This window comes from Rhizobium sp. ERR 1071 (assembly GCF_007828675.1).
GTDB classification, from domain to species: Bacteria; Pseudomonadota; Alphaproteobacteria; order Rhizobiales; family Rhizobiaceae; genus Rhizobium; species Rhizobium dioscoreae.
The window spans coordinates 103,101-116,756 of the sequence record NZ_VITM01000009.1 but is presented as its reverse complement, the minus strand read 5'-3'; the positions used below and the strand labels follow the sequence as shown (position 1 = coordinate 116,756).

Below are 13,656 nucleotides of genomic sequence, written 5' to 3'. Positions count from 1 at the left end.
TGGCAAATCTCCGCACATGATGGGATCCGAACCGGCGCCGATTGAATCGAGTGCGGCGATCGTTCCTAGTGCATTGAGCCCCCTCAGGCCCCGATAGGTGGGCTGGTCGGATCTGGATTTCCATCGAAGAAAAGATAGATCGCTGCGATCTTGCCGTCCTTGGCAATGATGAAGTCCGTACCTGCATATGCAGGCTCTTCGCCGGGCGCACCGGCCACCCATTGCACCCGCCCGGCCTGATCATGGAGGACGTCCGCTGCGGCGATTGTCGTGTATGCAAATGTCGGATGCATGGCGCGGATGGCTCCGGCAATGCGGACGATCTCGTCGCGGCCGCGGTAGATCCCGTGCGGTTCGATGAATATCGCGTCTTCGTGAAGGATTTCCTCCGCCACTTTCCGGCGAAGGACGTCGTCGCCCTCCCCAAAGATGCCCTGCAGATTCCGATCGAGCAGCGTTGCGATGTCTGCCATGGTCATTCTCCCTGATATGGCGGCTTAGATCTGGACGTGGCCGCCATCGACGAAGAGTTCGACGCCATTGATAAAGCTGGCATCGTCGGAGGCCAGGAACAGCACGGCCTTGGCGATCTCTTCCGGTTGCCCGATGCGGCCGGCAGGAATGAGGCTCGCAAGGTAATTCTTCGTGTTCTCCGCGCTTTCACCATTGCCGAAAAGTTCGTTGAGACCGGCCGTATCGGTCACGCCAGGACTAACTGCATTGACGCGAATATGGCGATCCTTGAGATCGAGGATCCAGTTGCGGGCGAAGTTGCGCACGGCAGCCTTGGTTGCCGAGTAGACGCTGAAGGCAGGCGTGCCGGAAATGCTCGTCGTCGACGAAGTGAGAACGATCGAGCCACCATCACGCAGGAGCGGGAGCGCCTTTTGAACGGTGAACAAGGTGCCCTTCACGTTGGTATCGAATGTCTTCTGGTAGTGTTCTTCGGTAATCGCCCCGAGAGGTAACATCTCGCCGCCGCCGGCATTCGCGAAAACCACATCGATATGCGAGTGCTTCTGTTGAACTGCGTCGTACAGACGGTCGATATCGACGAGCTTGCTCATGTCGGCCTGTACGCCCGTGACACGGCCACCGATCTTTTGGAGGGCGGCATCGAGTGCTTCCTTGCGGCGGCCGGTGATGAACACGGAGGCACCTTCCATCGAGAAAGCCTTTGCCGTTGCAAGACCAATACCGCTCGTGCCACCCGTTACGATCACGACTTTGTTTTCGAATTTCTTACTCACTATCATGCTCCTTTGTTGCGGCATTGCCGTTGAATTGAACATGCCAGCGGAACGATGCTGCAAACAGCCAGCAAATTTGATACTCATCGTTCCAAATGGAGAACGATGATGAGATCTGATTTGAATGATCTGGTCTATTTTGCCGAGGTCGTCGCCCACGGCGGGTTCGCAGCCGCGGGGCGCGCTTTGCGCGAGCCGAAGTCGAAGCTTAGCCGACGGATAGCGGGGCTCGAGGAAAGGCTCGGCGTGCGACTGATCGAACGGTCGAGCCGCCGCTTTCGGGTGACCGATGTAGGTCAATCCTTCTACGAGCGCTGCAAGGCAATGCTGGCGGAAGCCGAGCGTGCAGAGGCGCTCGTTGCAGAGGCAAAATCAGAGCCGCATGGTCTGATCCGAATGAGTTGCCCGACAGGGTTGGTCGAACCGATCTCCCCCCTCCTAATGCAATTCCTGGCGCAGCATCCAAAAGTGCAGCTGCAACTCATCGCGATCGACCGTCCGGTCGATCTTATAGACGAGCGGATCGACGTCGCATTGCGCGTCCGAACGTCGTTGGACGGCGATGCCTCCTTGACGATGCGCTCGCTAGGCAACTCGATCCGTATCCTGGTCGCAAGCCCGCAACTTGCCGGCCGCATTGCAGACATAGAAGCTTTGGCGAGCGAACCTACCCTCTCGACCACGGATGATCAGGGCGAAGTGAACTGGTTTCTCGAGACGGACGATGGCCGAAGCCATACGCTCAGGCACGAGCCGAGAATGGGCTGTGCGGACTTTACGGCCGTGAGGGCAGCCGCACTTGCGGGTCTGGGCGTCGCTCTTCTCCCCGATCACACATGCAGACAGGCGCTGGAAGAAGGGAAGCTCGTACGGGTCCTTCCCGCCTGGCATGGCATGAAGGGCCTTGTCCACCTCGTATTCACCACGCGCCGTGGTCTTCCTCCGGCCGTTCGCAGGTTCATCGACTGCCTGGCGGCAGGCTTTCCCAGGGATGCGCTTGTCTGATGATCTGCCTGATTGGACCATAGGTCTCTCGAAAGCGGCGTTGCGAGCGCCTCCGGAGCATGCTGGATAACGACGTATGCCATATTCGGGCAATGCAAAGGTCCGCCGACCACAAACCAGGACAGAGACTGGAAACGACTATCATCTCTTCCAAGTCGAAGATCTTGCCGGCAAGCAGATCGATTGTGGCTCCGGCTGGCGGCGGACCCGTTCCCTAAAACCTGAGACCGGGGCAGTTTGCCAATCTATCGCTCACCAAGTGAAGAGAGGACGGGAAGAGCCATAGGAACCCGGTGCCGACCCGCTTGGAGCTAGCTGATTGTCTCGTTCAACCCTCTCCGCCCATCGCCGACGTTCGGCCGCTTTGTCTTTGTCGCGATCTGTCGATCTGCTCGCGGTTACCGACCTGGATTGGCCGCCGGTTCCGCCGACCGTCGAGCAGGAAGCAAAGAAAACGGCGGGAACAATAATCAGAATGCCTAAGGCAACCGTCCTTGTGAACGCTTTATCGATCGGCTGCATAGACATCCCTAATGCTCTCTTTGACCATTTTCGATAACGGAGATGTTATTCGATTTCGCACCACGTGGAAACAAAAGGCTATTCGGATTTCCGTGTGATCAACAATGACTGGTGCCCGAACCCGCGTCGCGCTCGCCGCCCTGTTGTTCCCCGCCTGTCACAAGCTATATCGCAGCCTCAGGCCGAAAGTGAAAATTACTGAATCTCACCTTCGAAGCCCGAGATTTCCGATAATCGCCGTTTGCCATCGTGGACGCAGGAGCCGCAGCGGCGACGCGAATTAAATAATAATTGCATTTTGCAACTAAATAACCGACATTATGCCTATGCCTGCGTATTCCACGAGTCGAGTCGACTGCCTGGATTACCATTTAGCCACAAAGGATGTGAGGATGACCGCAGCCCTCTTTCTCGCGACCGTGCTTTTCTGGGGTTCGGGCGCGATTGTGACATCTCTCCAGGCAGGCGCTTCTGCTCCCGAGCTGTCGGTAGCGATCCGCATGTTCCTTGTTGGATTGAGCATGCTCGGATTTTCGATCGCCACCGGCAAACCGATCACGATAGCCCGCAGCGATCGTCTTTGGGTGATGATGCAAGGCATATTGTTTTTCGGGCTTGCATTTATCGCCTTTTATAAGGCGACCAAGGGTATCCCGAGCGGGATTGCTGCCCTGGTGCTATCGAGTTCCTCGCTGTTTGCCGCCATCGCCAGCCGTTTACTGCTGAATCTCCGGATCAGCCGCCGCGCGACGATTGGCATAGTTTTTGGTCTCCTGGGTCTTGGCATCGTCGCCGCCCCACAGATCTTCGCACTGCATCTCGACCCGCAGACCGTGACTGGGTTCATCTGGGCAGGCGTTGCGGCGATGGCGACAGGTGCGGGGACCGCAATTGCTGCGCGCAACCAGCGGCGCGGCTTGCCGATCCCGGTGCTCATGGGTTGGGGAGCATTATGCGGATGCGGTTTCGGGGTCGCCTGGGCGGTCGTTGTCGGCACGTCTCTCACGATACCTGTCACTGTCGGCTATCTGGCGCAGCTCGCCTATCTGGCAATTATTGCCTCCTGCGTCACGTTTCTTATGTATTTTACGCTCATCGAGAAGGTCGGCCCCGCACGGGCGGCCTATGCGCTGACCGTTGTTCCGATTGTCGCCATAACCATCTCGGTCATCTTCGAAGGCCTGCACATCGATACCCGTCTTGCCTTCGGCGGCGCGACGATCCTTCTTGGCAATATACTGGTGCTCAATGCTTGAGGCGCAACAATCAAGCACCGGTTCTGCAATCGGCATCCTATCCGTGTTCGCCCGCAGTCCCGGCGATTGAAGTACTTCCGGCGAGACTTAATACTCCTGGCAATTTGTGAAGGGCCGGTGTGTTGCGGTCACAGCTTGAGAGCTGTTTAACGACCGATCCGATAATCGGAAGATGCGGATACCCATCAAGAACATCCCTCAGATCGGCTATTGGCTCCGCTAAAATTGCCTCCAATAAGATCGATTGCACAAAGCTTATGCATGTCTAAATTACTTGCAAATAGCAATTGATTTCCTATCAAATCTATGTTGTAGTTTTAATCATAAGAGGTAAATCGCATCGCGATTGCCCGCAAAACGAGAATCTAGGGAGATGTCCGAACCGCAACAATTTTGGAAGGCATATGTTCATGTATATGTCCTCGACACCGATTGAATCTGACATCGTCTTCTCCGGCCGCCGCTCGGCGACCTACCGCGATGCACTTCATCTCTTTCCCGATGCCTGGCTTGACGATGTCGCTGCCATGCGCCGCTTCCTGCAGCCGATCTACGGCCGGCACGTCTTAGAGATCGGCGCCGGCAACGGTCATTTCAGCCGGGCGATTGCCGAAGATGTCGGCCCTGCCGGCTTATTGGTCGCGACCGATCCGTCCACCGAACAACTTGAGGATCTAGAAGTCGAAAGCGGCGGCCGGATCAGGGTCTTCGGTCAGGCTGCGCACATGCTCGACCTGCCGATCCGCGATTTTGACATGGCCTGGTCGCGCGGCGCCGTGCACCATATTTCCGACAAGACCGCTGCCTGGAAGGCGATCGCAGCCCACATGCGGCCCGGCGGCAAGCTGGTGATTGCTGACATCTTCGCCGGAACGCGGCTTGCCGCCTATTTCGACGATTTCATCGCGCAGAGCTGCTGTACCGGCCACGAGGTCTCTTTCCTTTCACGGGAATTTGCAACGAGCCTGTGCGCTCTGACCGGATGGGACAAGCCTCAATTTACCGATGTCACCACCCGCTGGCGCTTCGACACCAAGGCAAGTCTCGGACATTTCCTGCGATTGCTGTTCTCGGCAACCGACATCTTCACCGACGACGACTGCCTTGTTGCAGCGGAACGCCATCTTGACATCGTTTCCGACGGCAACGGCATCGCCCTGCTTTGGCCGATGACAGTGATGGAAACGACAAAGCTGCCGACTGCGAATTAATCATGGATGAACGATGACAGGCGCTTGACGCGGGACCGGACAAATCCGCCCGCAACGTGACCTGGCGTGCACAATTCCTTCGGAGATCGTCATGACATCGACCGCCGCAAACCGTGGAGCCACGGCCCCTCCCACCGGAGCCCCTTTCGATGCCAGTTCATTGGTTCCGGGCGCCAGGAAACTCGGCTCGGAGACCACAGTCCATAAAGTCGGCTACAATGGTCGGCCCGGCGCATTTGCAGATGTCGCCTGCAGGATGGCGTTCCCGTCCGCGGATCGCATCGCCATGCCGAGCTTGGAGACCACGATCGCCAGCACCGTCCGCGGTGAAGTCGACCGGATCCTCCTGCCATGCGAAAACAGCCTGGTTGGACGCGTGCCGGATGTGCACAGAATCGTGCCCGACAGTGGTTTGCATATCGTCGGCGAGCATTTTCAACGCGTCGAACATTGCCTCATGGCACCGCCAGGCGCATCACTTGCAAGCATCAGACGCGTGCGTTCGCATCCAGTGGCGCTTGGCCAGGTCAGCCGGCTTATCGCAGCGCTCGATCTTGAGGCTATCGCCGCTCCGACGACATCCCACGCCGCCGAGCTGGTGGCATCTTGCGAGGATCCGAGCGAAGCAGCAATTGCCTCGGATCTTGCAGCCGACCTCTACGGATTGGATATCCTCAAACGCAATGTCGAAGACGATCCGCATAATACGACGCGGTTCTACGTGTTGTCTGCCGAACCTCAGGCGATCGAACAAAAAACACAGCTTCTGACGACGATTGTGTTCCGCACACAGAACCGGCCGGGCTGCCTCTACCACGCCATTGCCGGATTTGCCGAAAACGCCATCAACATGACCAAGATCGAAAGCTACCTTGTCGGCGGGCAATTCGTGCCGTCCCGCTTCCTCTGCGAGTTCGAAGGTGATCCGGCTGCACCGGAGGTGGCCGATGCGCTCGATACTCTCGCCCGCCATGCTCGCGAGCTTGTCGTGCTCGGGACGTTTCCGATGGCGAGCCGCCATCTGCGCAACCGCAGCGAAGAAAATCTCCCGTCATGGGGGACCAAGCCTCCGGCCGCCTTTCGATGGTCCGATAGCCAGCAGGAGGCCGGGGGATGACGACCGCGGTGAAGCACTACGGGCGCCATAGCGATCTGGTCGAGGCGGCAATCGCGAAACTGAAGCTGCATTTTGGCGATCGGCTGACAACGGCTACGGCTGTGCGTGATCAGCATGGCCATGACGTGAGCTGGCATCCCTCCTATCCGCCGGACGCGGTCGTTTTCCCTGATACGGCAGATGAGGTATCGCGTATCGTGGCGACCTGCCACGCCTTCGACGTGCCGGTGATCCCGTTTGGAACCGGCACCTCCTGCGAGGGACATGTTGCCGCCCTCATGGGCGGAATATGTATCGATCTCTCCCGGCTGGACCGGATTTTGACGATTCGACCGGACGACATGACAGCGACGGTCGAGGCAGGCGTAACCCGCAAACGCCTCAACGCCGAATTGCGCGACACCGGACTGTTCTTTCCCGTCGATCCCGGCGCTGACGCCTCACTTGGGGGGATGGCCTCGACGCGCGCCTCCGGTACGAATGCCATGCGGTATGGCACGATGAAAGACAACGTCATTTCGCTTGGTGTCGTTCTGCCCAATGGTGATCGGATCCGCACCGCGAGCCATGCTCGCAAATCGGCGGCGGGCTACGATCTGACACGTCTCTGGGTGGGATCGGAAGGCACGCTCGGCATCGTGACCGACGTCACCGTCAAGCTGCATTCAATTCCAGACCATATCGTTGCGATTTCGGCGAGTTTCTCCACACTGGAACAGGCAGTCGGCTTCGTGCTTGTCGCGACCAGGCTCACAGACACCTTGGCACGCATCGAACTGCTGGATGAACTGCAGGTCGAGGCCGTCAATCGTTATTCAAAACTCTCCTTGCCGGTCGAGCCAACGCTTTTTATCGAACTGCATGGTAGCCGCGGAGCGGTCGAGGCGGCCTTGCCGTTCATCGAGGAGGAGGCACATGCCGCCGGTGCCAGTCGGTTTGATAGCGCCGTATCGGCGGAAGCGAGAGGCAGGCTGTGGCAAGCGCGCCATGATATCTGGTGGGCCAATCTTGCGCTCCGCCCGGGCGCAAGCGCCCTTCCCACGGATAGCTGCGTGCCGGTATCGCGGCTTGTCGAGGCCATACTTGCCGCCAAGGATGACGTGCGGGATCTTGGCCTTGTCGCACCGATCTGCGGCCATGTGGGAGACGGCAATTTCCATCTTTGCGTCCTTTTCGATCCCGCCGATCCCGATGAGTGTCAGCGCGTCGAGGCACTGACCAAACGTCTCGCGGACCGCGCCATCACCCTTCAGGGAACATCGACGGGCGAACACGGGATAGGCCACGGCAAAATAGCAGCGCTTGTCGCGGAGCATGGTCCAGCCATCCGGGTCATGGCCGCAATCAAACGCGCCATCGATCCTCACAACATCATGAATCCAGGCAAGATCTTCAATCTCGCCGAGGCACCGCCTTTCAATTGAGCGAGATACAAAAACCAGGGAGGTAGTGAGAATTTATGTCCAATCCGCATGGCCCGGCATCGATCGCCGATTTCAGAAACGCCGCAAGGCGCGCATTGCCGAAAATGGTCTTTGACTTCTTCGACGGAGGCGCCGGCTCGGAACTCACGCTGTGCGAAAACCGGGCAGCGTTGGATCGGATTCGTCTCGTCGGCTCTGCACCCGTCGATGTTGGCCACCGCTCGGCGGCCATCTCGCTCTTCGGCGAGCCTCTCTCAATGCCAGTCATCATCGGACCGACCGGGCTGGCAGGCGCGGCATGGCCTGCGGGCGACCAGGCGTTGGCCCGGGCTGCCGCGCGAGCGGGAATCCCCTTTGTCATGAGCTCAGCGGCCAGCGCGACCATGGAAGCGGTGGCAGCCGCCGGCGAAGGCAGGAAGTGGTTTCAGCTCTACCTGTTCCGAGACCGCGAGGTGAGCCTCAGGCTGCTGAAACAGGCCGAAGCACTGGGCTTCGAAGCAATCGAGATAACAGTCGACAACGCCATTCCCGGCAGACGGTTGCGCGATGCCCGCAATGGCTTTTCGCTGCCGTTCCGCTGGACACCCAGGAAGCTCCTGAGCCTTGCGGCTCATCCTGGATGGGCCTTGCGGATGGCCAAGGCCGGCGCTCCGCGTCTGGAAGTCATGGAAGCCGAGTTCGATCTTAAATCCGCGGGAACGATTGCCGAGGTGATGGAACAGCAGCTCGACCCAACCGTGTCCTGGGACGACATCGCCTTCATACGGGATCGCTGGAAGGGACCGCTGATCCTTAAGGGATTGCTCAATCCGAGGCAGGGCAGCCGGGCAGCCGAGCTCGGGCTTGACGGTATCGTTGTCAGCAATCACGGTGGACGGCAACTCGATGGAGCCGTCGCGAGTATCGACATCCTGCCGGAGTTCGTCAGCGCCGTCGGGGGCAAGCTCGCAATCCTGATTGACAGCGGCTTTCGCAGCGGCACTGATGTTGCCAAGGCGCTGGCGCTTGGAGCAACGGCCGTGCAGATCGGACGTGCGACGCTCTATGCCCTGGCGAGTGGCGGCGAGGATGCCGCGTTCAGAGCCCTTGCCATCATCGCCGCCGAACTCGACGTCGCTCAGGCAATGATGGGTGCGCCCACCATTGCCGATCTTCGACCTTCCACGCTTCGCCTTCCCCCGATGCTATTGCGGCCCGAGCAGGTTTCCGCTCGCGAACCCATGTCTCCGCGCCCACAGTCACCATTTGCCGCCTGACCCGTCATTGCCAAAACCCTTACGAGGAGATTGCTCCGGTGAAACGCAAAACCGCTTTCGTACACGCACTAGCCCTCTCGGCCCTGCTTCTGTCTTTCTCCGCCACGGTCACCACCGCGGCAAACAAGACAGTGGCGCTAACCTATATTGTCGAGCATCCGGCCATCGACGCGGCCCGCAAAGGGATTGTCGATGCACTGGCCGATGCCGGCTTCATCGACGGCAAGACCGTCACACTCGACATTGCAAGCGCTCAAGGGAGCATGCCGACGCAGACGCAGATCGCCAAGACATTTGCCGGCAAATCGCCCGACATGATCGTCGCCATCTCCACACCGTCGGCCCAGGCCTGCCAGGCCGCAGCCAAAGGAGCGATCCCGATCGTGTTCTCGGCCGTGACGGATCCCGTTGCCGCAAAGTTGGTCAAAAGCTTCGCTCAACCGGACGGCACGCTGACCGGAACCAGTGACAAGCAGCCCCTGAACCTGACCTTCGAACTGATTCATAAACTGACCCCGACGGCAACGAAGATCGGCGTCCTCTATAATGCCGGCGAGGCCAATTCCGTCGCGCAAGTGGCTGAAATGAAGACCGAGGCGGCGAAGATCGGTATGAGTATCGTCGAGGCGACGGCGGCACAGTCGGCCGCGGTGCCGGACGCTGCCCGCAGCCTCGTTGGCAAGGCCGATGTAATCCTCCTGCCGACCGACAGCACGGTGGTCTCGGCCGTCGAAAGCGTGGTCAAGGTCGGCGTCGACGCGAAGATCCCGGTCTACGCCAGCGACACCAACTCAGTCGAACGGGGTGCGATGGCTGCACTCGGATTCAATTATTACAAGCTGGGACGGCTCACGGGTGAGATTGCCGCCAAGGTCCTGAATGGCGCAAAGCCGGGCGACATCCCGGTCGGAACACTGGACAGCGAGGATCTCTACCTCAATCTCGCCTCGGCCAAGAAGATGGGCGTCACTCTCTCCGAGGCGATGACACAGAGCGCAGCGAAGGTGATCGACCAATGAGCCTGATTGCCCTTTCCGGTGCCTGCGAAGCAGGCCTGCTGTTTGCCCTCGTTGCCCTTGGCGTCTATCTCTCGTTCCGAGTGCTCGATTTTCCGGATCTAACTGTCGACGGCAGTTTCCCGCTCGGCGCGTCGGTTGCAGCGTCAACGATCATGGCCGGCGTGCCGCCCATTGTTGCGACATTCCTCGGATTTGCCGCGGGCGCTTCTGCAGGCTTCGTCACAGCATTCCTGTCGGTCCGGCTGAAGATCATGAACCTGCTTGCAGGGATCCTGACCATGGTCGCATTGTTCTCAATCAATCTGCGCGTCATGGGTAAGCCGAATGTTTCGCTTTATGGGACCGATACCATCTTTTCCTGGATCGGCGGCATCGCAGCGCTCGGGGTCTGGGCCAATACAGTATTGCTCCTCTGCATCGTATTGGCCGCAAAGATGTTCGTAGACTGGTTCCTTGCCACGCAAATGGGACTGGCCTTACGTGCAACCGGCGCCAGCCCGAGGATGGCCGAGGCACAGGCTGTCGATAATGGCCGCATGGTCATGCTCGGCATGGCCCTCGCTAACGGCCTCGTCGGGCTTGCCGGGGCGCTTTATGCCGAAAGCCAGGGCGTTGCCGATGTCTCAATGGGCATCGGCACGATCGTCATCGGTCTTGCCGCCGTCATTATCGGCGAAACGGTCGTCGGCGCAGGATCGGTCGCGCGAGCCACCTTCGGCTGTATCCTCGGTGCATTGATCTACCGGCTGGTCATTGCGCTGGCGCTCGACGGCGGCGTGATCGGGATCCAGGCACAGGATCTCAATCTGGTAACAGCATTGGTCGTCGCCGTCGCCGTGATGATTTCGAAAACGCGGCTGAAGAAGCTGCCCTCCATCAGGCGTAGCCGGCTGCCTGAGCCATCGAAAGCAGAAAGAGCGACCTCATGATGCTGAATCTCGACGCGATATCGGTCACCTTCAACCCGGGGACAGCTCTCGAAGTGGCTGCACTGCGTGGCGTATCGCTGGCCATCCCCAAGGGGCAGTTCGTAACGGTGATCGGCAGCAATGGTGCCGGGAAGTCGACACTCCTTTCGGCCATTGCCGGCGCTACTTCGCCCGATCGGGGCCGGATCGTCATCGACGGCGTCGACGTTACGCGGTTGCCGACCCAGGCACGGGCGCGATTTATCGGCCGCGTATTCCAGGATCCGCGCATCGGAACCTGTGAGGCTCTGACCGTTGAGGAAAATCTTGCGCTTGCTTCCGCGCGCGCCGGACGGCGCGGACTGTCCCTTGCGCTTGGTGGACGGATTGGGCGCGCGCGGTTTGAAGAACAGCTTGCCAGCCTTGGCCTCGGACTTGAAACGAAGCTTAAGGCGGGGATTGGCACCCTTTCCGGCGGCCAGCGGCAGGCGGTAAGCCTGTTGATGGCGACATTGCTGCCCATGAAACTACTTCTTCTCGACGAACATACGGCAGCGCTCGATCCTAAGGCGGCGTCGCGCATCCTGGCACTTTCGGCGGAAATCAGCGAGCGTCAGCGTCTCACCACACTGATGGTCACGCACAGTATGCGCCATGCTCTCGATTATGGCCAGCGCACCATCATGATGAGCGGGGGACGCATCGTGCTTGACGTCGCAGGGGATGAACGGGCTGGTTACGATGTGCCGGACCTGATTGCGCTGTTTGGAGCGGTAAGCGGCGGCGAAATTGCCGAAGACAGGCTGCTGCTCGCTTGACATCCGCCGCGATCATCCGCGGCTTGTTTTCGGAACTTCGCTGGAATATATCTGCAATATGCAATTAAAAAACGATAAAACCGATAATAGGGTGACGGAGGAACGCGAGGATGGAACGGCGGTGAAGCCAGCCTTTCGGCTCGATCGCTGGGTGCCCTACCGCATGTTTCTGGTGGCAAGCAGCACCGCTGAGTTGCTCGCATCCTATTACGGGCCACGATATGGCCTGTCCCAGGCGTCATGGCGAATTCTCGCCATCGCCGGCAGCCGCCCGGGGCTTTCGAGCAAGGAAATCTGCCATGCCGGAGCGCTCGATCAATTCGCAGTAAGCCGCGGCATTGCGCAATTGGTCTCGCTAGGCTTTGCCCGGCGCAATGCCGGTGCCGGTGATCGCCGATTCTCTGCGATCGAACTCACACCCGAGGGCTACAAGGTGCTCGAGGAGATCGTGTCCATCGGTCAGGCGATGGAAGCACGTATTCTCGAAAGCTTGTCGGTTCGTGAGCGCGAGGTGCTACATGCCATGCTTGATCGCATCGAAGATGCATGCGCCGGAGCTGTCGCTCGTGGCTGGCAGGCGGTGGTGGCCGACATCAAATCTGGGATCTAACCCCGAATATGGCTTATCCCGATAAAAGCCCCCGAATGCTCTCCATAGAAAAGCGGCTATGAAGTTCGCATAAAGTCTCAGGGTCCAGCCCGAGGGGATCAGGAGCTGGATCGGTCGCGGCCTTGCTCCATAGGCACATTCGCATTCGGTCCGCATCTTCGACGGGCGCTATATTTGGACTGACCGTCAATGCCCCGGAAAGCTGAATTCAAGCTACCCCTACCAAGCGCGGCGAAGCGCGCAGGCGAGCTATGTCACGCGCCGGCGGTTCTCCAAAGTGGCGCCGATATTCGCGAGTGAACTGCGACGGGCTTTCGTAACCCACGCGGAAGGCGGCGGTCGTGACGTCAATGTCCTGGACCAGCATCAGGCTGCGCGCGTCCTGGAGCCTTAGCTGCTTCTGGAATTGCAGCGGCGTCATCGCCGTCACGGCGCGAAAATGCTCGTGCAGGCTCGACGGACTCATGCCGACTTCCGCAGCAAGCCGCTCGATGCTGAACCGTTCCCGGAAGTTCTGCCCGATCCACGCAATGGCGCGGCCAACCTGCGCCACCCGCCCCTGGCTCGAGGTGATCTGGCGCATCCTGGCACCATCCGGGCCGGCGAGCAGGCGATAGAGAATTTCCTGCTCGGTCAACGGCCCGAGTACGGGCAATGCTGCCGGTTCGTCGAGCAGAAGCAGCAGGCGCAGCACCGCATCGAGCAGACTGGCGCCGGCGTCGGACACCGTCTTGCCTGTGGGCCGAGCGGGCGCTCCCGGCGGCGGCGGCACATGCAACGCCAGCTGCCCCAGCTTGACTGGATCGAAATCAAGGAACAGGCAGAGATAGGGCCTGTCAGGTGTCGCCTCGACCACCTGGCCCGTTGCCGGCAGATCGTAAGTCACAATCCCATAGCGGCCCGGCGCATATCTGAACACGTGGTCACCCAGAGTAACCTCTTTTTGCCCCTGTGCGACAAGGCACAGTTGCGGCCGATATACGTTCGGCATCGGCATCGTCACCGTGGAGGATCGAGCAAGCGTCATCCGTTCGATGGGGGTGGCGTGGAAACCATCCTTGGAGGCGTGTCGGGCAATTACTGCAGAGATTTTGGTCAGTGTTTCCATGAGCCTGACCATTGCATGCGAGCAGGAGGGCAGCAAGGCGAAACCGTGCGGCTTCTGGAGGATTGGGCAGTAATCCCGGCGCATAAGGCTAACGGTTCGGCGTCGCCACACATCATAGTGTCCGAAGCACCTGGGTCGCAGCGAACCAGGCT

The 13,656-nt window shown here is 59.6% G+C and carries 13 protein-coding genes; 10 read left to right on the top strand and 3 right to left on the bottom strand.

All coding sequences use genetic code 11. The annotated features are described in order from the left end of the window. Window positions 1-83: 83 nt before the first annotated feature. A complete protein-coding gene (locus FBZ99_RS25430; protein ID WP_113351014.1) occupies window positions 84-473 on the bottom strand; it encodes a nuclear transport factor 2 family protein in 390 nt (129 codons plus the stop codon). Window positions 474-497: 24 nt separating this feature from the next. After that, window positions 498-1,256: an SDR family NAD(P)-dependent oxidoreductase gene (locus FBZ99_RS25425; RefSeq protein WP_371864882.1), complete on the bottom strand. Its 759-nt coding sequence runs from the start codon at window positions 1,254-1,256 to the stop codon at window positions 498-500. A gap of 99 nt (window positions 1,257-1,355) precedes the next feature. Here FBZ99_RS25425 and FBZ99_RS25420 point away from each other — a divergent pair, with 99 nt between their 5' ends. From FBZ99_RS25420 to FBZ99_RS25375, 10 genes are all read left to right on the top strand, one after another. Further along, on the top strand, window positions 1,356-2,255 hold the full coding sequence (locus FBZ99_RS25420) for a LysR substrate-binding domain-containing protein (protein ID WP_210248395.1): 900 nt from the start codon (window positions 1,356-1,358) through the stop codon (window positions 2,253-2,255). A gap of 914 nt (window positions 2,256-3,169) precedes the next feature. Continuing rightward, a complete protein-coding gene (locus tag FBZ99_RS25415) occupies window positions 3,170-4,033 on the top strand; it encodes a DMT family transporter (protein WP_113351012.1) in 864 nt (287 codons plus the stop codon). A gap of 410 nt (window positions 4,034-4,443) precedes the next feature. Beyond that, complete coding sequence (locus tag FBZ99_RS25410) at window positions 4,444-5,244, top strand: class I SAM-dependent methyltransferase (RefSeq protein ID WP_233788658.1); 801 nt, start codon at window positions 4,444-4,446, stop codon at window positions 5,242-5,244. A 91-nt stretch (window positions 5,245-5,335) separates the two neighbouring features. Continuing rightward, complete coding sequence (locus FBZ99_RS25405) at window positions 5,336-6,361, top strand: prephenate dehydratase domain-containing protein (RefSeq protein ID WP_113351010.1); 1,026 nt, start codon at window positions 5,336-5,338, stop codon at window positions 6,359-6,361. Beyond that, window positions 6,358-7,785 (top strand): FAD-binding oxidoreductase, encoded by a 1,428-nt coding sequence (locus tag FBZ99_RS25400; RefSeq protein WP_145635577.1) that lies wholly within the window; start codon window positions 6,358-6,360, stop codon window positions 7,783-7,785. Before FBZ99_RS25405 ends, FBZ99_RS25400 begins: the two co-directional genes overlap by 4 nt. Before the next feature lie 35 nt (window positions 7,786-7,820). Next, entirely contained in the window at window positions 7,821-9,041 is a 1,221-nt protein-coding gene (locus FBZ99_RS25395; protein ID WP_113329166.1) for an alpha-hydroxy acid oxidase, read from the top strand. Window positions 9,042-9,079: 38 nt separating this feature from the next. Continuing rightward, the gene (locus FBZ99_RS25390) at window positions 9,080-10,060 is read left to right on the top strand and encodes an ABC transporter substrate-binding protein (RefSeq protein ID WP_210248394.1); all 981 of its coding nucleotides are present in this window, start codon (window positions 9,080-9,082) and stop codon (window positions 10,058-10,060) included. Next, entirely contained in the window at window positions 10,057-10,989 is a 933-nt protein-coding gene (locus FBZ99_RS25385; RefSeq protein WP_113395937.1) for an ABC transporter permease, read from the top strand. Before FBZ99_RS25390 ends, FBZ99_RS25385 begins: the two co-directional genes overlap by 4 nt. Then, a complete protein-coding gene (locus FBZ99_RS25380; RefSeq protein ID WP_162746304.1) occupies window positions 10,989-11,786 on the top strand; it encodes an ABC transporter ATP-binding protein in 798 nt (265 codons plus the stop codon). Before FBZ99_RS25385 ends, FBZ99_RS25380 begins: the two co-directional genes overlap by 1 nt. A 91-nt stretch (window positions 11,787-11,877) precedes the next feature. Continuing rightward, window positions 11,878-12,396 carry a MarR family winged helix-turn-helix transcriptional regulator gene (locus FBZ99_RS25375; protein ID WP_233788657.1) on the top strand — a complete coding sequence of 173 codons (519 nt, stop codon included), beginning with the start codon at window positions 11,878-11,880 and terminating at the stop codon, window positions 12,394-12,396. 208 nt (window positions 12,397-12,604) lie between these two features. Here FBZ99_RS25375 and FBZ99_RS25370 read toward each other — a convergent pair whose 3' ends face one another. Beyond that, complete coding sequence (locus FBZ99_RS25370; protein ID WP_145635575.1) at window positions 12,605-13,504, bottom strand: AraC family transcriptional regulator; 900 nt, start codon at window positions 13,502-13,504, stop codon at window positions 12,605-12,607. Window positions 13,505-13,656 lie beyond the last annotated feature (152 nt).

Coding starts and splice junctions, on each gene's coding strand:
- FBZ99_RS25430 (WP_113351014.1), bottom strand. CDS start 473: ATGGCAGACATCGCAACGCTGCTCGATCGGAATCTGCAGGGCATCTTT.
- FBZ99_RS25425 (WP_371864882.1), bottom strand. CDS start 1,256: ATGATAGTGAGTAAGAAATTCGAAAACAAAGTCGTGATCGTAACGGGT.
- FBZ99_RS25420 (WP_210248395.1), top strand. CDS start 1,356: ATGATGAGATCTGATTTGAATGATCTGGTCTATTTTGCCGAGGTCGTC.
- FBZ99_RS25415 (WP_113351012.1), top strand. CDS start 3,170: ATGACCGCAGCCCTCTTTCTCGCGACCGTGCTTTTCTGGGGTTCGGGC.
- FBZ99_RS25410 (WP_233788658.1), top strand. CDS start 4,444: ATGTATATGTCCTCGACACCGATTGAATCTGACATCGTCTTCTCCGGC.
- FBZ99_RS25405 (WP_113351010.1), top strand. CDS start 5,336: ATGACATCGACCGCCGCAAACCGTGGAGCCACGGCCCCTCCCACCGGA.
- FBZ99_RS25400 (WP_145635577.1), top strand. CDS start 6,358: ATGACGACCGCGGTGAAGCACTACGGGCGCCATAGCGATCTGGTCGAG.
- FBZ99_RS25395 (WP_113329166.1), top strand. CDS start 7,821: ATGTCCAATCCGCATGGCCCGGCATCGATCGCCGATTTCAGAAACGCC.
- FBZ99_RS25385 (WP_113395937.1), top strand. CDS start 10,057: ATGAGCCTGATTGCCCTTTCCGGTGCCTGCGAAGCAGGCCTGCTGTTT.
- FBZ99_RS25380 (WP_162746304.1), top strand. CDS start 10,989: ATGCTGAATCTCGACGCGATATCGGTCACCTTCAACCCGGGGACAGCT.
- FBZ99_RS25370 (WP_145635575.1), bottom strand. CDS start 13,504: ATGGAAACACTGACCAAAATCTCTGCAGTAATTGCCCGACACGCCTCC.